Below are 17,386 nucleotides of genomic sequence, written 5' to 3' on the forward strand. Positions count from 1 at the left end.
GACAAATTCAACATTTTGTAAACAGTCGTACTGAAAGGTACATCGAATTGACTAAATTGACAGTGCATGAAGGATTCTAACGTAATTTGTAGAAAATGTAAATATATTGAGAGTGTTAAAATGAGAGGTGGGAAGTTTGAAGCAAAACATTGCAGCCATTGAAGAAGATTTGTTGGCAAAGCGTTTAAAAAAAGCGCAACAAGAAAATGAAAAATTAAAAAAATATTACGAAATTTTCGATCGATCAATAGATGCTATGGTGCTTTTAGATCATCACGGCAAGTTTTTTCAAGTAAATCAGTCAGCATGCCGCCTTTTTGAAATGGAAAAAGAAGTCATACTAGAGAAGTCGATAGATGATTTTGTAGCAGCCCTGCCAGGAAACGAATTTATAAAAAATTTTTCTGATCATGAAAAACAGCAATATGCGGAACTCATGTTAAAACTGGAAAACGGCCGAATCAAATATGTTGAATACAGCATCATTGAGAACATTTACGGCACATACAATCTTGCTATTTTTCGGGATGTTTCTTCGAAAAAAATTCTTGAACAGGAACGATCGATCAATGAACAGCTGTTTCCGGATTTATTTGACCGTGCTGTTGACGGCATTGTCATTTTTGATTACGAAGGATTTATTATAGATGCCAATCAATCATTTTGTACAAGCTTTTGCATTCCGAGTGATGAACTCAAAAACTATAAATTTTCAGATTTTATCGAAGATGAGAAAATGAAAAAATATTTTTATGAAGTATTGTTTGAAAAAGGAAAAATGAAAGGAGAAATGCCTGTCCGATTAAAAGACGGAACGCGAAAAATTTTTGAATTTACGACCACGTCAAACATTTTACACGGATTTTACATGTCGATATTGCGCGATATTACAGAGAAGAGGCTTATGGAACAGCAAATTTTGAAGAGTGAAGAAAGGTTTAGAGAAATTTTTGAAAATGCTCTTGATGCCATCCTTATTTGGGATCATTTTGGAAATATTATACGCGCGAATCAATGGGCTTGCCGCATATTTGAACTCCCCTTTGATGAACTGTTGAAAAGCAATTTAATGCGATTTATCAATGCAAATGATCCAAAGTTTTTGCAGGTGAAAGATGAATATTTAAAATCCGGTGCCATCCGGGAAGAATTAATGTTTTACATGCCGAACGGACAAAAGAAGCAGCTCGAATTCACATCAAAATACAACCCGAAGGAAAAAACCCATATGACCATATTGCGAAATATCAGCGACCGGAAACGAATGGAAAAAGAATTGCGTGAAAGTGAACAAAAATTTCGGAATGTGTTTAACGGAGCGATGGACGGCATCCTTCTGTTTAATGATGATTGGGTGATTGTTGATGCCAATCCTGCTGCAATGCAAATTTTAGGATTAACACAAGACCAAATTGGACGTGATTGCATATTCCGATTTTTTCCCATTCATTTTAAAAGTGATTGGAAAATGGATGGGTTGACGAAAGAATTTGCGATTACGGTGAAAAATAAGCAGGAAAGAATTCTCGAATGTTCATTTAAACGCCACATTATTGAAAATATGAATTTAGTTATATTTCGCGATATCACTGAAAGAAAAGAAATCGAAGAGCGGCTGAGAAAATCGGACACTCTCAATATTGTTGGGGAATTGGCAGCCGGAATAGCCCATGAAATCCGCAATCCAATGACAGCGTTAAAAGGATTTATCCAGCTGCTGCAAGGAAGCATAAAAGAAGATTATTCCATGTATTTCAATGTCATTACTTCTGAGCTGAAGCGAATTGAATCAATCATTGATGAATTTCTTATTTTGGCGAAGCCTCAAGCTGTTCGATTTGAACAAAAAAATATTGTGAAAATCATGAAAGATACGATAGAATTATTAAATGCACAGGCTATTCTAGTAAATGTGCAAATTCATTTAGACTACGGGGAAGTGCCGGATATATTTTGCGAACCCAATCAATTAAAACAAGTTTTTATTAACATATTAAAAAATGCAATCGAAGTGATGCCAAATGGAGGCAATATTTATGTTTCGATCACAAAAGAAGATGATCACCGGGTTCAAATTTCCATTCAAGATGAAGGGCCAGGCATTCCAAAAAATAAACTGAAGCGGCTTGGGGAGCCGTTTTATACAACGAAAGAGCGGGGAACAGGTCTAGGTCTTATGGTAAGCTACAAAATTATTAAAGAGCACAATGGGAAAATTGATGTCAAAAGCAAAGTAGGGTATGGAACGACATTTTATATTTCGCTCCCTATCAATGGTCAAGAAGGTGTGTAGGATGTACTTTTTGCATACAATGAACAGCCCTATTGGAACGATCGGGATTATAGAGGAAAAGAATCGAATTGTCTCTTTGTTGATGGACGAGCAGGAGCTTACAGATTTTCTGGCATCTTCAAAAGTTGTGGAACATAAAACGGATCTATTGGAAGAGGCAGCGAAACAGCTTAAGGAATATTTTCAAAGGAAACGAAAAATATTTTCCCTTCCCATTTTTCCAAAAGGCACTTCATTTCAGCAAAAAGTATGGAAAGAGTTGATGAACATTCCATACGGTGAAGCTAGAAGCTATCAATATGTTGCAGATGGGATCGGAAATCCGAAAGCTGTTCGGGCAGTTGGCCAAGCCAATAAAGCGAATCCTATCCCGATCATAATTCCTTGCCATCGGGTGATTGGCAAAAACGGAGCGCTTGTAGGCTATGCAGGCAATCAAACGGATAAAAAAGCTTTTTTGCTGCAATTAGAGCAATGCAAAAATTGGGCATCATAGAACCTTTCAAAATGAAAAACTCTGCGATGCCTGCGCAGAGTTTTTAAAAAATTTGCTGTTTATATGATGTAAATGCCGTGCCGGTTCTGCATGAGCATTTAAAAAAGCTTGGACGAAATCACTCAACAGCTGTATATGTGTAAAATCTTTCCTCTATAAAAATCATCCCGGTTTGTCTTTTTTATTCTTGTTTAAATTGCAATAGTCTCGTTTTTAAGTCTTTCTCGAGCTGCATTAGTTCTTGCTCAGCCTGCTGCCTTTTTAGACGTCCTTCCTGTTGGATCCTGAGCGTTTCTTCGATTGTTGAAATTAGGTCGTCCTGTGTTTTTTTCAACGTTTCAATATCGACGATGCCTCGTTCATTTTCCCTGGCTGTTTCAATTGTGTTTGCTTTCAGCATTTCTGCATTTTTCAAAAGCAGCTCGTTCGTCGTTTTCGTCACTTGCTTTTGGGCCTCCAGTGCTCCTTTTTGCCGATATAAGGTGAGAGCGATCGCAATTTGGTTTTTCCATAAAGGAATAGACGTCAAAATGGAGGATTGGATTTTTTCCGCTAATGTTTGATTCATATTTTGAATCATCCGGATTTGCGGAGCCGTTTGGATTGTAATTTGCCTAGATAGCTTTAAATCATGGATCCGTTTTTCCAACCGATCAGCAAATTGAAGCATGTCGTTTACTTCTTGAACCGCCATTTGATCTCCAGTTGTTTCCGCTTTTTTTTGCAATTCCGGTATTACTTTTGTATGGAGCTCCTCCAATTTTAATTCACCAGCAGCGATGTAAATGTTTAGCGCGTGAAAGTATTCCTTATTATGCTCATATAAACGATCGAGCAATTGAATATCGGACATCAGCGCTTTTTTTGAATTTTCCAGCCGGACTGTAATGCGTTCGATTTGTGCCCCGATTTTTTGGTATTTGGATAAAATTTCATTGATCGAACTAGATATTTTCTTGAAAAGACGAGAGAAGAAGTTTCGTTTTTCCGGTTTTAATTCTTCCGGGTTTACTTGTTCGAGTTTGCTCATCAGCTCTTTTAAAATATCGCCTATAGGCCCGATATCCTTTTTTTGAACATAGTCCAGCATTTCGTGGGAAAAACTGGAGAGCTTTTGCTGAGCGGAAGCCCCAAATTGGACGATCGAATGCCGGTTTTTGTAATCAATTTGAGCTGCCAGCTGTGCAGCCTTTGCTTTATGCTCCTGTGAGAGCATGTCGATAAATTTTTTCGGCTGTTCTTCTTCGCTGACTGCTAAAGGTGATGCGGGCTTATCTTCTTTTTCTCCAAATGGGTCCTTTAATAGATCATCTAATAGATCCAACTCTTTCTTTTCTTCCAACGTAATCACCTATCTTTCCATTTCGTTGTTTGTTTTTTCGCAACATTTAATTCAAATTGAAGATGTTCGATATCATTCGATAAAACGGTGATTAAATCTTTCTCCAATGATTCGCAAATTTGATTCAACATCTGTTTCGTTTCTTCCAATGATGATTTAACGTTCTGATCGCGGATCGGCTGGGCGGAAAGAAACGTATACTTTTCTGCAAGCTCCACGCAAGAATCTAAATGATAGAAAAAGAATGATTCGCCTTGATAGAAGCGTTTCGGCTCCTTTTCAACGACATGATATATACGTTTGGAAAGCCTGATTGCTTCGACAAGCTGCTGAATCGTTCCGAGCGATCGGGCTCTAAATAAGGTGCGCTGCAGTCGGGCAATTTTTTGTCTTGCTTCTTTTAAATTTTCCTGTACATATTTGTATTCACTGGCTGTCAATCCGTTTTGCTTCAGCCAATTTCTTTTTTGCAGCCATTTGGTGATATAATAGACGATAATACCGCCTGCAACAGCATACAAAGACGATTGAATGAAAGCTTGGTCAAATCCTAAAAACAAGGCAAACCAAAGAACAGACATCGAACAAACAGCAATAAAACTTCTTATGAAAAACAAGAATATCGATTTCATGATCCTACCCCTGTCAGCATTGTTTAATAAATTTACGAACAAACGGAAAGCAAGGTTTCGCTTTTTACTACAATTTTACTACAATTTAGAGAAAAAGTAGAATGATTTGTGAATCGGAATGGAACGAAACGTTTTTTCAAACGTAATAAAGTAAAAAAATAAATAATGGAGGGAAATCCATGATTATTACAACAACCAATTCTTTGCAAGGAAAGGAAATTGAAGAATACTTGGGGATTGTCAGCGGTACAACCATTCTTGGGGCAAACATTGTCCGCGATTTTTTGGCAGGCATTACGGATATTGTCGGCGGCAGGAGCGGCGCATATGAAAGCAAGCTTTCAGAAGGAAGGGAAGTAGCTATTGAAGAAATGACAGCGAAAGCTAAAAATCTGGGAGCCAATGCTGTGATTGGAGTGGATCTTGACTTTGAAACATTACGAGATGGGATGATGATGGTTGTAGCAACTGGAACAGCTGTAAAAATCCGATAAAATTGCGCTGTTTTTTAGGCTTGTCATTGTGATGATAGAAATAAGCGCAGCTTTTCTTAATGAAAGGAAAGAAATTTCCGACAATATTTTAAATAGAAAACAAGCATCTTATCATTGCTCAAATATTGTCCTTCGACCTATAAAACGGCAGCGGTTATTGAGGCAATAAGCTTTGGTCTGTTGTCAGCGAGTAAAAAAGAAGTCGAATTTTTTCTTTTAAAAAGGCTTTTGGATAAGCTTTTTATGACTGTATGAATGTTTTGACAATCCTCCTTACGTAAATATTAAAGAGGATTGTCAAATACTTGTGTAAAAATATTGTCTAAATTTGCGAATCTATTTACAAAAATAGTAGAATCTGTAATAATAACCGAGTGCGTGTCTTTAGACCGCGAGATTTGGAAGGAGGATATGAAGAAATGGCAACGGAAGAAGAGCTGCGCAAAGAAAAGCTGTTCATAGAAATCATAATAAAAAGGCAAAAAATGATTGAGATGGCTCAAGTAAACGGTATGAACAGCAAAGAGACGATTGAGCTGAGCCAAGAACTGGACAAGCTTTTAAACAAATACCAGCAAATGGTAAGCAGCGATGAGAAAAATCAATCGATTTTCCACCCTATGAAATGGACATTAACAAATCCTTTTGTTGCAACGGTTGAAAAATAAAGAAAACACATATTTGACAAGCTTAAAAAAGTTCAGTCAGCACAATCATAAATAAAATTCCGAAAATAAAAGAATATGTCGAAGTCAATTCATGACCATCGCCGTGGCTTTCCGGAATCAATTCTTTATAAATGATAAAAAGCATTGCTCCTGCAGCAAAAGCAAGACCGTAAGAAACTAAAGATTCAACAAATGTTGTTAAATAAAACCCTATTAGAGATGTGACAATCTCGATCGCTCCTGTCAACGTTGCAATGAAAAAGGCTTTGATGCGGGAAATGTTCTGATTGATTAAAAAAAGCGCAACTAATAAGCCTTCTGGTGCATTTTGCAGCCCGATTGCAAGAGCAATTAGATGACCTAAATCTTGTTTCTCTGAGGCATAACTTACTCCGACAGATAGACCCTCCGGGAGATTATGTAAGGTGATCGCCGAGATAATGAGCAATGCTTTTTCGTCAAATTGTATTCCTTCTTTCGTATGCTCCAGTTCAATGTGAGGAATATTTTTCTCTAAAATTGTTAATATAAGCACTCCAAGTATTAATCCGATGCACATTTTCATTATATTTCCGTTTGCTAATGCTTCAGGTATCAACCCCCTCATGGAAGCAGCCATCATAATTCCAGCGCTGAATGCTAATAATAAATCTCTTCCTCTATGTTTAATCGTTTTTTGCAAAAAAAGAATCGGGACAGCCCCTAAACCTGTAGACATTGCTGATAAAAAACTCCCAATATATACGTCGTACATAAAATCGTACCCCTTTTCAGAAAAAATAAATTTTGATAATAATGTTTTATAATAGATTTGTTATTTTATCAATAGAAGGAGATTTTATATGAAAGAAACGCTCTTGTTCATTGTAGAACTGATTAATGATTTTCATGACAATATTATCCATTTGGTAGAAATGGCTGGTTTTCAATTAACAGATAAACAGCTGCATTTTTGGATCATCGGCATTTTCGGCATGGTTATCTTTTTCATTACACATGTGGTATTTAAATATATAGCAAAATTCGGCATTTTATGTATATCGTTTATTTATACAATGACCGTACTAGTTGTCATAGTGTTTGCCATTGAGATTCAACAAAAAATAACGAATAGAGGAAATATGGAATTTGAAGATATTGTGCAAGGTCTATGGGGATTTCTCGCTCTGTTCTTCGCTTTTTTGAGCATTTATATCGTTTATAAAGGTGCAGTAAAAATAATGGAAAAAACACGTTCTCAAAAAGGAAGAAAAGGAAAAAGCGGAAGCCGCATGTCAAGATATCATTCATCATAAGAAAATGATTGGGTACGACTCAGCATTTTTTAGCCCCGATCCTCTAATCGGTTTTTGATTCAAAAATAGATAAAAGAAGGTAGAAACCGTCGCTTTCATCGGTTTCTACCAATCCTGCATCAAATGCATCATCAAGCATTTTTAGATGTGGCTTACATTAGAACAAGAAGGCTGTTTTTCGTCTAGTTCAGAATCACATCGAGCTTCAGCTTTTATTTGATAGCGGCAGCTTTATCGTCACGGTTGTGCCGACATTCAATTTGCTTTCAATCTCAATGGTGCCGCCATACATATCGACAATGCGTTTGCATATTGCCAGTCCAAGTCCGGTGCCGCTGTCTTTCATCGTAAAAAATGGGTCAAAAATTTTTTCCATCATTTTTTCAGGAATCCCTTTCCCTGTATCGATCACTTTGATAACTGCAAGATTTGCTTCTTTTTTGACAATCAATTCTAATGATCCGTTCATGTCCATTGCTTCTAAAGCATTTTTCGTTAAATTTAACAAAACTTGTTTAATATGATTTTTTGTACAATAAATCCGAATAGGATTATGCCGATCCATATGAACTTGAAAATTTGTTCGATGGAGATTGATTTCCGATTTAATGATCGGCATGACTTCGTCGATAATCTGATTTAAGTCGTACAGTTTGTGTTTATGAGCGGTTGGTTTGCCGAGAACGAGAAATTCGCTCACAATTTCATTGATTCGGTCGATCTCTTTTTCTATGACGGAAAAATAATGCTGATCTTCTTCTGACTGATATTTTTTCTTTAACAGCTGAATAAAACCGCTAATTCCAGTTAAAGGATTTCGGATTTCATGCGCTGTGCTGGCAGCGAGAGTACCGACCAGTTCAAGCTTTTGCGCTTTAATTTTTTCTTCTTCCAATCTTGCTTTACGTTTCAGCAAATAATATTGGATCAACAAAAAAATAATATTAAAAAAAATGTATACAATGGCGGCATAAGTTAAAACAACTTGAGAGATTTCCAACGGCTTGACCGGAGCGACCGACGCTTTCAGCACCCATGGAAGCTGGGTAATATCAGTTTGAACAGATTTTTCGGAAGCGTCCTTTTCTTTTTCGCCTGCACTGAAAAGAAAGTTGTTCTTCGTGTCGCTCACCACGATATATAAATCTGGGCTCAGTACATTCATAATATTTTGTATATAGTTTATGCTTAATGTGGCGTATAAAACGCCATTTACATCTTTTTGCTGATTTACAATCGGGGTGCAGATCGTGATAAGCTTTTTATCGTGAACTTCTGAAATAGCAGTCTTTTTTGTTGCGAGCGCAGATTGAAAACATTTTTCCGAAGAGATGTCATGATGTAATGAAACGGGTTGAGTGCCGATTTTTATTGTTCCGTCTGCATTTGCGATATACAGGCCGGTAAAGCGGGGTTCTTGTTGTAGGGTTTCTTTTAGAGCTCTTTGAATTTGGTTTGGATTATTTTCTTGATCTATGAATAACGCCATTGTTTCCATTCTCGTTTTTGTTTCCGAGATTAAGCGGTCAATTTGACTTTGATGAATGTCTAGCATATATACGGCTTCTTTTTCATGTTTCGAAAAGAGAATATTTTTTTGTTTTTCCCATATGATAAACGAAATCAGAAAAGTGGGCAGGATTACGATCAAAATGTAAAGCAAAACCTTATGGCGATGTGTTAAGTCCAGCATTTCTTTAAACTCCTTCTTTTTCATCAACCTTTTTATTATAGCATGATCTTTTGAAAGAAGATCGGGTTAAAAAAAGTTTTTTTATTCTGAAATTTTCTGTGCAGTGATTGACAATAATGAGAAGTTTCACTATTATAATTCAAGACATTGAAATACTAAAGGAATGATGAAAGTTGGCTAAGGATAACAGCAGTATTGAAAAATCTCTAAAATTTTTTATCGTTCTTTCACGTGCTTATCGCGCAATGAATGATCAAGTTAGCAAGCACATTCAATCATATGGATTAAACTTAACGGAATTTGCCGTTTTAGAGCTTTTGTATCATAAAGGAGATCAGCCACTTCAACAAATCGGCGGAAAAATTCTTTTAGCTAGCGGCAGCATTACGTATGTTATTGATAAATTAGAGCAAAAAGGGCTGTTAGTTCGAAAAGCATGCCCAAAAGACCGCCGTGTCACATATGCGGCAATAACGGAAAAGGGGAAAAAATGGATTGAAGAAATCTTTCCTTCTCATCAAGAGATGATTGATTCGATCGTGAATATTTTGACAGAAGATGAGAAGGAAACAGCGATTAATCTATTAAAAAAAGTAGGGTACCATGCGAAAGAAAAATGAAAGCGGAACCGGCTTAATTCGGCTCCGCTTTTTTATTGTTTGGAAGAATTAGAATTTCCACCCGTCTGTTTTTTTGTCTTCCTTCTGCTGTATCATTGGAAGCAACGGGTTTGTATTCGCCGTATCCTTTCGCACTGAACTTGCTTGGGTCGAGATTTTTGTTTTCTAAAATAATTTTCATCACATTTACGGCTCTCATAACACTTAAATGCCAGTTTGAATCAAAGTTTGAATTATGAATCGGTACATTGTCTGTATGTCCGCTGATAACCACGTTGCGGGCACTGCCCATGGCGAGCATTTTGGCAATGTCAGTAGCCAAAATTTCATCTTTTTTTCTCACTTTGGCGCTGCCCGAATCAAACAATATATCGTCCCGAATCGTGATTAACAAACCCTCTTCGTTTAGTGATGTTTTAATATTGTTTTTCAAGTTGTTTTCTTCAATGTATTGATTAAACCGATTTTGAACTTCCGCTAATTCCTCTTGATCGCTGTTTCCCGATTCATCATTGTCATGAGGCTCATTTTGCACTTTTCCATTTTGTTTGTTTTCTTCGATGTTTTCCATTTCTTGTTGTGGTAGAGGGCTCGGATATTCTAAAACGCTTATGCCTCCGTCAAAATTGGAATTGAAAGCTCTCGCCAAACGTTCAAATTTTTGGGCATCTATCGAACTGAGAGCAAATAGGACGATAAAGAGCGCAAGCAAAAGGGTTAAAATATCGGCATAGGGAATAAGCCAGCTTTCATCTGTATGATGGTCATTGCGGTTTTTTTTTCTACTACGCATCGGACGTAACACTTCCTTCATCAGAAATCTTTGCCCGCTCTTTTTCAGGAAGATAAAATGCCAATTTTTGCTGAATCGTCCGCGGTGCCTGTCCTTCTAAAATGGAAAGAATGCCTTCGATCATCACCTGGCGGACGAGCACCTCCTGCTGAGATTTCCTTTTCAGCTTGTTCGCAAACGGGTGCCATAAAACATATCCTGTAAAAATTCCGAGCAAAGTAGCAACGAACGCGGCGCTGATCGAATGTCCGAGCTCCTCAATATTTTCCAAATTGGCTAGTGCGGCAATCAAACCTAATACAGCTCCTAATACGCCAAGAGTCGGAGCATACGTGCCGGCCTGAGAAAAAATGGCGGCGCCTGCTTCATGCCGCTCTTCCATTGCATTGATTTCTTCTGTCATAACATCTCGGATGAACTCGGCAGACTGACCGTCCACAGCCATGCTTAAACCGGTCTTTAAAAATGGGTCATCTATTTCCTGAAGCTTAGCTTCCAGCGCCAACAATCCTTCTTTCCTTGCGATTTGCGCCCATTCAGAGAAAAGGACAATCAACTCTTGAATCGTATAAGTTTGTGTGTCTTTAAATAAGACGCGGAATAATTTCGGTACTCTTTTAATTTCATTTGTCGGAAAGGCAATAACGACCGCAGCAATCGTTCCGATGATAATAATGACGATAGCTGCCGGATTGATTAAGACGGAAAGACTGACACCTTTTAAAACCATGCCGACAATAATTGCCATAATTCCTAAAAAAATGCCGATAATTGATGTTTTGTCCATGTTCATCAAATCCTTCTTCTTTCTATATTCAATTATTATATCGACAAAGAAAGACGAAAATTTTATATTTGATAAAAAAAATAAACGACACATTCATCGGAATCGATTTTTGCGATGCTGCTCCCAAATAAAAAGGGGCTGTCCGATAAGTCCCTAAAATGAAGCAAGTGGAGAAAAACAATTCGTTTCTCTCCACTTGCTTTTATATTTTTTCGATTTTTATCTGAAAGTAGCTGGCGGATGCCGGCTACTTTCAGGAAGTTGTGGGCTAATGCCACAATCCCAAACTCAACATGTACCTTGTCGAGGCCCCGCAAAGAAAATCTGCGGAATGACCGATTGCCCTTGATGTGACCGAACACACTTTCTGCCTCGACTTTGCGTCGAGCGTAGATGGCGGCTTTCTCTTCACATTCAAGGGCTGTTTTGGCCTTTGCTTTCATTTCTTCGAAGATGGGATTCCAGTGAACTTGACGATTTCCCTTCGCTTTTGTGCATTTCGCTTTCAATGGGCAATCGGTACAATCTTCACATTCGTATATTTTGAAGCTTTGTTCATAGCCAGATGGATTCTTTTTGTTTTGGTATTTTTTAAACGTTACTCTCCTTTCATTCGGGCAAATAAAACAATCATCCTCTTCACAATAGGTCCAGTTTTTGGCATTTTTAATGTCTTTTTTGTATGTACGTGTTTGTTCTTTTACATAGCTCCCATAAGGAATTAGAAACTCAAACCGGGGCTCTTTCTCATCACCAACTGCATATACATAGTTTTCTTCACTACCATAGCCTGCATCCGCAATAACTGTTTGGGGCATCGGTAATGAAGTGGAGGCTAGCTTCTCCATATGTGGGATAAAGCAACGTGTATCGGTCGGTCGTTGATGAATGGTATAAAACAAGATAAACTGATTCTCTGTCCCCATTTGCACGTTGTATCCGGGCTTGAGCTGACCGTTTTTCATATGGTCTTCTTTCATGCGCATGAAGGTTGCGTCTTTGTCTGTTTTCGAGTAGCTGTTACGGTCACCGAACATTTCCTTTTGTTCCTTGTATCTTGCCATTCGGGGCAGGAAATCTTCCCGAATTTGTTTCACCGATTTCTTTAATTGACTGCGTTTTTTTCGCTTCTCTTTCCGAATGGATGTATCGGTCTCCTTTTCGATTTCTTCCGTTAGCGTTTCAACTTTTTCTTCTATTTCTTTTGCGATTTCCTCCAGGTTTTGTTCGGTGATCTCTGTATGTTGATCGCTTTCCTTTTGCCCTGTTCCGGCTTCTAATTGGGTTAATTCATGAATGTGCTTTAGTGTTTCTTGGATTTTTTCTTTTAATTTCTCTTCGAATTTCAAAGTGGATTTTTTCCACACAAAAGAATACTTATTGGCATTGGCTTCGATCTTAGTGCCATCCAAAAAGTAGTTTTCCATCGTGATGTAATGTTCTTTTATCAATTTGAGAATCATGACTTCAAAGAGCTCATCCATGAAAGCTTTCATCCGTTCCCCTCGGAACTCATTAATGGTGCGAAAATCTGGTTGTTGCATCGCTGAAAGCCACATGGCAGGAATATTTTCTTTAACGAGTTTTTCGATTCCTCGGCAGGAATAAACCTTTTGAGAATAAGCATACAGAATGATTTTCAGCATCATTTTGGGATGATAGGAACTTCTGCCGCCGCCTTTATAATGAGAAAACAATTGTTTATCTGGTATCGCCTCCACCATTTCGTCCACGACACGTGCCACGTGATGTTCGGGTATGAGAGATTCAATATCATAAATCATTTGAACTTGACGGTTGTTATATGGTTTGAAAGTAGGGGCTAAATTTCTTTTGGCAGGAGTTTTTTCTTCTTTTCCATCTAGAGGAAGTGTCATTTGTGTGTTATAATTTTCAGGAGTAATCATATGATTGCTCATAAAAAATCGTCCTTTCTGTAATGTTGTGTGGTAACTTCATTTTACTAGAAAGGACGATTTTTTTGTGCATTTTTTTTAAAAAGTGAAAAATGAGGGGCTCCAAAAAGTCAGTTACCCTGACTTTTTGGACAGCCCCCTGTTATGAACGAATAACGATTTCTTCATTTTCCACGTCGGCGATTAAATGATTGTGCACTTCACCGTCTAACAGGATGTCTGCAATTTTGTCTTCAATATGTTCTTGAATGACGCGGCGAAGCGGACGAGCGCCGAACGATGGATGATAGCCGATTTCTACCAATTTTTCTTTTGCTTTTTCTGTTACGTCCAATGAAATGTTTTGTTCTTTCAACGTGTTCCGAACTTCTTCAAGCATCAAATCAACTATTTTCAAATAATCTTCTTTATCAAGCGGTTTAAATTCGATAATGGCATCGAAACGGTTTAAAAATTCAGGCTTAAAGAATGAACCGAGAGATTCAAGGATGCTTGATTCTTTTTCCACCGTGCTGTTAAAACCGACGTGAACTTGTTTTGCACCTGCTCCAGCGTTAGAGGTCATAATAATGACCGTATCTTTGAAGCTGACGGTGCGGCCTTGGCTGTCTGTCAAGCGTCCGTCTTCTAATATTTGCAAGAAAATGTGCTGTACATCTGGATGAGCTTTTTCAATTTCATCCAGCAGGATAATGCAGTAAGGGTTGCGACGAACCTTTTCCGTTAATTGTCCTGCTTCTTCATGTCCGACATAGCCTGGAGGCGAGCCGATTAATTTTGAAACGGAATGTTTTTCCATATATTCACTCATATCCAAGCGAATCATGGCATCTTTTGAACCGAACAGCTCCAAAGCTAATGTTTTCGACAATTCCGTTTTTCCAACGCCAGTCGGGCCGACGAACAGGAAGGATCCGATCGGTCGGTTTTTTGCTTTCAATCCAGCGCGGCTGCGGCGAATGGCTTTTGCCACTTTCCGGACAGCATCCTCTTGGCCGATAATTTTTTTCGCCAAGTTTTCTTCTAAATGTTTCATTTTTGCTTGCTCATCCTCTTGCAGCTTGCCGACTGGTATGCCGGTTTTTTCTTCGATGATTTTTTGAATGTCTTCTACTTGAACGATTGCTTGCTGTTTGTCCTTTCCTTGTTCAAGCTGCTTTTCAAGGGCTGCTTCTTCGTCGCGAAGCTTAGCTGCAAGTTCGTATCGTTCTTCCTTTAGCGCTTTTTCTTTTTCATGGGCAATTTGTTTAAGCCGGTCGTGGATGTCTGCTTCATTAGCCGGCTCGGCTTTTAAGTTTAATCTTGAACCAGCTTCATCCATTAAATCGATGGCTTTGTCAGGCAAAAAGCGGTCTTGAATATATCGATGAGATAGTGTGACGCAAGCTTTAATCGCATCTTCTGAATATTTGACTTGATGGTATTGTTCATATTTTTCTTGAATTCCTTTTAAAATGCTGATCGCTTCTTCAATGGAAGGTTCTTTCACAATAACCGGCTGGAAGCGTCGTTCAAGGGCTGCATCTTTTTCGATTTGCCGGTATTCTTTTAGAGTTGTTGCTCCGACAACTTGAAGCTCACCGCGGGCGAGAGCTGGCTTTAATATGTTGCCGGCATCCATAGAACCTTCCGCAGAACCGGCGCCGACTAAAAGATGAATTTCATCGATAAACAGGATAATGTTTTTCCGGGCTTGCAATTCTTGAATTAGCTGCTTCATCCGCTGTTCAAATTGTCCGCGAATTCCCGTGTTGGCGACAAGTGATGAAACATCCAGCAAATAAACTTCTTTATTTTTTAATTTTTGCGGAACGTCTCCTTGAGAAATTTTTAAGGCTAGTCCTTCCACAATAGCTGTTTTCCCTACGCCTGGTTCTCCGATTAAAACCGGGTTATTTTTGTTGCGTCGATTTAAAATTTCAATCACTCGTCTTACCTCATCATCGCGGCCGATGACAGGATCAATCAACCCAGCTTTTGCAGCATCCGTTAAATTTCGGCCGAATTGATCGAGGAAGCCGTTCTGTTTTCCGCCCCCTGATTTCGGTTGTGCTTGAACAGCTTGGTCAAAGCTCTCAAAAGAGTTTGGCATAAATGATTGAAATAATTCATCGAAACCGCTAAATCCGTAAAAACCACTTGGGATTTTTTGTTTATATTGTTGATAGCATTCTTGACAGAGACGCATTTCTTGTTTGTTGTGATTGATTTGTACATTTAATAAAACATTGGCTTTTCTTGTTTGGCAATTTTCACACAACATATAACATTCCTCCTTTTTGACTTTGATTAACTTTGACTAAAAGAAGAAACTTCTTTGACTTTCTTTGACCTTTTGGAATCAAAGAGACAATCTCAATCATTCAATAGTTAGATTCACTGTTTGACCTTTTCTGATTTTATTATACTTTGACCTTTTTTGACTTTCAAGTCTTTTTTATAAATTTTTTTCGTCTTTTTTTCCCTTCTTGTCCATATATTGTTGATAAAGTAAGGTGGGTGAAACATGAGCAATAAATGGGTATTGGCACTTCAAATAGCTTCTGTCTATATCGGCACTGTCATCGGTGCAGGGTTTGCAACGGGAAAAGAGATCGTTGAGTTTTTTTCAAAATACGGCGCCGGAGGAATTGTTGGAATTATTTGTTCTGCCGTTTTATTTGTTTGGCTGGGAACGAAAATGATGTTGATCGGAAGACGAATTAATGCATCTTCGTATTTGCAGTTGAACCAATTTTTGTTTGGGACGTTGTCAGCTTATGTAGTCAACGGCTTGATGTTTATGATGCTGATTGGCATCACATCGGTCATGCTGTCGGGGGCGGGGGCGATTTTTGAAGAGCAACTGTCGCTTTCAAAGCAATTTGGAATTTTTTTAACGATTGTGCTTTCTATTGCTGTGATTTCGTTTGGAGTCAAAGGGCTGTCTTCCGTCAATCTATTGGTTGTTCCGCTTTTTATTTTGTTTAGCCTGATCATCTCCATTGAAGCCATCATAAGGGGTGATTTTATCGATTTGTCGTTGGATGGAGTGTTTCAACCAGTCAAATCAAGCTTTTTATATGTTTCTTTTAATCTCTCTCTTGCTCAGGCTGTACTTGTTCCGCTCGCAAACGCAATAAAGGATGAAAGCGCCATTAAATTGGGCGGAGTTGTAGGCGGTCTCGGATTAAGCTTCATTTTATTTTCCAGCTATTTCTCCCTTCTGCATTTGCCGGACGCCGGGCTTTTTGAAATCCCAATGGCTGAAATTGTCAAGCAGCTGTTTTCAGGCTTTTATTACATATACATCCTTGTTATTTTTGGAGAAATATTTTCATCGTTGATCGGCAATCTGTATGGTTTGGAACGGCAATTATCATCGGAAAAGCCTTTGGCAAAAATCGCTGGTGTCATTTTCATCCTATTATTATGTTATTTAGTCAGCCTGATAGGATACGGAAAGCTCATTTCCACGCTTTATCCGCTGTTCGGGTATATGAGCATTGCCTTTTTCATATTATTAATGTTCAAAAAAATTCCAGACGATAACAAATCATGATAAAATAGTAGGGAAATGAAGGAGGAGTTTATTTGGATAAAATCGCGGTCATTTCTGATATACATGGGAATATTCCAGCGTTGTCGTCTGTATTGAAAGATATAAGCTTGCGAAATGTAGATCGAATTTTTTGTTTAGGGGATCTTGTCGGAAAAGGACCTGAATCAAAAGAAGCGATCGATATCGTCCGCAGCTCCTGCGATTTTGTTTTAAAAGGAAACTGGGACGAGCTGATTACAAGGGAAGATGTAAACGATGTCGTTCGCTGGCATCAAAATCAGTTGTCGCAAGAAGACATAGAATATTTGCGTAGCCTCCCGTTTTCCATTGATTTTTATATGAGCGGCCGCCGGCTGCGGCTTTTTCATGCATCCCCTTTCAGCGTCTGGATAAGGGTACAGCCTTGGGATTCGATTGAAAAAAGATTGTCCATGTTTGAAAACAGCGTTGAAACCGGTTTGGGAACGAAGGAGCCGGATGTTGTCGGATACGGTGATGTTCATAATGCCTTTATACAGCATTTATCCGGCAAAACGCTTTTTAATGCAGGCAGTGTCGGTAATCCGCTGGACCTGCCCGAAGCATCCTACTGCATTTTGGAAGGCATGTTCAACTCGGAGAAAAGGGCTCCTTTTTCGATTCAGCACATACGTGTTCCATATGATATTGACCTTGCCATTCAATTAGCTAGAAAAAAAGAAATGCCGGAACTAAAAGAGTATATTCAGGAATTAACGACCTCGCGCTATAGAGGCTTGGAAAAGGCATGATGCGGAGGTATAAGTAAAATTATTGTAGGCAAAAATTAGCGCCTTC

General features: G+C 38.4%; 16 protein-coding genes. 8 read left to right on the forward strand and 8 right to left on the reverse strand.

Features of this window, described 5'->3' with window-relative positions; translation table 11 throughout:
- Positions 1 to 136: 136 nt before the first annotated feature.
- A complete protein-coding gene (locus tag RI196_RS06880; RefSeq protein WP_311067139.1) occupies positions 137 to 2,293 on the forward strand; it encodes a PAS domain-containing sensor histidine kinase in 2,157 nt (718 codons plus the stop codon).
- Between the two features lies 1 nt (position 2,294).
- Complete coding sequence (locus tag RI196_RS06885; protein WP_130157738.1) at positions 2,295 to 2,789, forward strand: methylated-DNA--[protein]-cysteine S-methyltransferase; 495 nt, start codon at positions 2,295 to 2,297, stop codon at positions 2,787 to 2,789.
- A gap of 181 nt (positions 2,790 to 2,970) precedes the next feature.
- Here the strand turns inward: RI196_RS06885 and RI196_RS06890 are convergent, their stop codons facing one another.
- Positions 2,971 to 4,131, reverse strand: coding sequence for a toxic anion resistance protein (locus RI196_RS06890; protein WP_242009330.1), 1,161 nt, complete (start codon positions 4,129 to 4,131; stop codon positions 2,971 to 2,973).
- A 5-nt stretch (positions 4,132 to 4,136) separates the two neighbouring features.
- Entirely contained in the window at positions 4,137 to 4,763 is a 627-nt protein-coding gene (locus tag RI196_RS06895) for a 5-bromo-4-chloroindolyl phosphate hydrolysis family protein (protein ID WP_063389368.1), read from the reverse strand.
- 179 nt (positions 4,764 to 4,942) lie between these two features.
- On the opposite strand from RI196_RS06895, the gene RI196_RS06900 reads away from it, so the two are divergent.
- Both RI196_RS06900 and RI196_RS06905 read left to right on the forward strand, forming a co-directional pair.
- A complete protein-coding gene (locus tag RI196_RS06900; protein WP_094245531.1) occupies positions 4,943 to 5,257 on the forward strand; it encodes a YbjQ family protein in 315 nt (104 codons plus the stop codon).
- Between the two features lie 419 nt (positions 5,258 to 5,676).
- A complete protein-coding gene (locus RI196_RS06905) occupies positions 5,677 to 5,925 on the forward strand; it encodes an aspartyl-phosphate phosphatase Spo0E family protein (protein WP_063389366.1) in 249 nt (82 codons plus the stop codon).
- A gap of 22 nt (positions 5,926 to 5,947) precedes the next feature.
- Here the strand turns inward: RI196_RS06905 and RI196_RS06910 are convergent, their stop codons facing one another.
- Positions 5,948 to 6,679: a ZIP family metal transporter gene (locus RI196_RS06910; protein ID WP_063389365.1), complete on the reverse strand. Its 732-nt coding sequence runs from the start codon at positions 6,677 to 6,679 to the stop codon at positions 5,948 to 5,950.
- Positions 6,680 to 6,767: 88 nt separating this feature from the next.
- On the opposite strand from RI196_RS06910, the gene RI196_RS06915 reads away from it, so the two are divergent.
- A complete protein-coding gene (locus tag RI196_RS06915; protein ID WP_063389364.1) occupies positions 6,768 to 7,220 on the forward strand; it encodes a hypothetical protein in 453 nt (150 codons plus the stop codon).
- 205 nt (positions 7,221 to 7,425) lie between these two features.
- Here RI196_RS06915 and RI196_RS06920 read toward each other — a convergent pair whose 3' ends face one another.
- On the reverse strand, positions 7,426 to 8,913 hold the full coding sequence (locus RI196_RS06920; RefSeq protein WP_311067140.1) for an ATP-binding protein: 1,488 nt from the start codon (positions 8,911 to 8,913) through the stop codon (positions 7,426 to 7,428).
- 173 nt (positions 8,914 to 9,086) lie between these two features.
- On the opposite strand from RI196_RS06920, the gene RI196_RS06925 reads away from it, so the two are divergent.
- On the forward strand, positions 9,087 to 9,533 hold the full coding sequence (locus RI196_RS06925; protein WP_311067142.1) for a MarR family winged helix-turn-helix transcriptional regulator: 447 nt from the start codon (positions 9,087 to 9,089) through the stop codon (positions 9,531 to 9,533).
- 13 nt (positions 9,534 to 9,546) lie between these two features.
- Here the strand turns inward: RI196_RS06925 and motB are convergent, their stop codons facing one another.
- The 4 genes from motB to RI196_RS06945 form a co-directional block, all read right to left on the reverse strand.
- Positions 9,547 to 10,326 (reverse strand): flagellar motor protein MotB, encoded by a 780-nt coding sequence (gene motB / locus RI196_RS06930; RefSeq protein ID WP_063389361.1) that lies wholly within the window; start codon positions 10,324 to 10,326, stop codon positions 9,547 to 9,549.
- Complete coding sequence (gene motA / locus RI196_RS06935; protein WP_066248005.1) at positions 10,319 to 11,113, reverse strand: flagellar motor stator protein MotA; 795 nt, start codon at positions 11,111 to 11,113, stop codon at positions 10,319 to 10,321. Before motA ends, motB begins: the two co-directional genes overlap by 8 nt.
- A gap of 62 nt (positions 11,114 to 11,175) precedes the next feature.
- On the reverse strand, positions 11,176 to 13,032 hold the full coding sequence (locus RI196_RS06940; RefSeq protein WP_311067143.1) for an IS1182 family transposase: 1,857 nt from the start codon (positions 13,030 to 13,032) through the stop codon (positions 11,176 to 11,178).
- Positions 13,033 to 13,171: 139 nt separating this feature from the next.
- Positions 13,172 to 15,292 carry an ATP-dependent Clp protease ATP-binding subunit gene (locus RI196_RS06945; protein ID WP_311067144.1) on the reverse strand — a complete coding sequence of 707 codons (2,121 nt, stop codon included), beginning with the start codon at positions 15,290 to 15,292 and terminating at the stop codon, positions 13,172 to 13,174.
- 243 nt (positions 15,293 to 15,535) lie between these two features.
- Here RI196_RS06945 and RI196_RS06950 point away from each other — a divergent pair, with 243 nt between their 5' ends.
- Positions 15,536 to 16,570, forward strand: coding sequence for a YkvI family membrane protein (locus RI196_RS06950; RefSeq protein WP_066247941.1), 1,035 nt, complete (start codon positions 15,536 to 15,538; stop codon positions 16,568 to 16,570).
- A 32-nt stretch (positions 16,571 to 16,602) separates the two neighbouring features.
- A complete protein-coding gene (locus RI196_RS06955) occupies positions 16,603 to 17,340 on the forward strand; it encodes a metallophosphoesterase family protein (protein WP_063389358.1) in 738 nt (245 codons plus the stop codon).
- Positions 17,341 to 17,386 lie beyond the last annotated feature (46 nt).

Source organism: Aeribacillus composti (genome assembly GCF_031760945.1).
Taxonomy (GTDB): domain Bacteria; phylum Bacillota; class Bacilli; order Bacillales; family Aeribacillaceae; genus Aeribacillus; species Aeribacillus composti.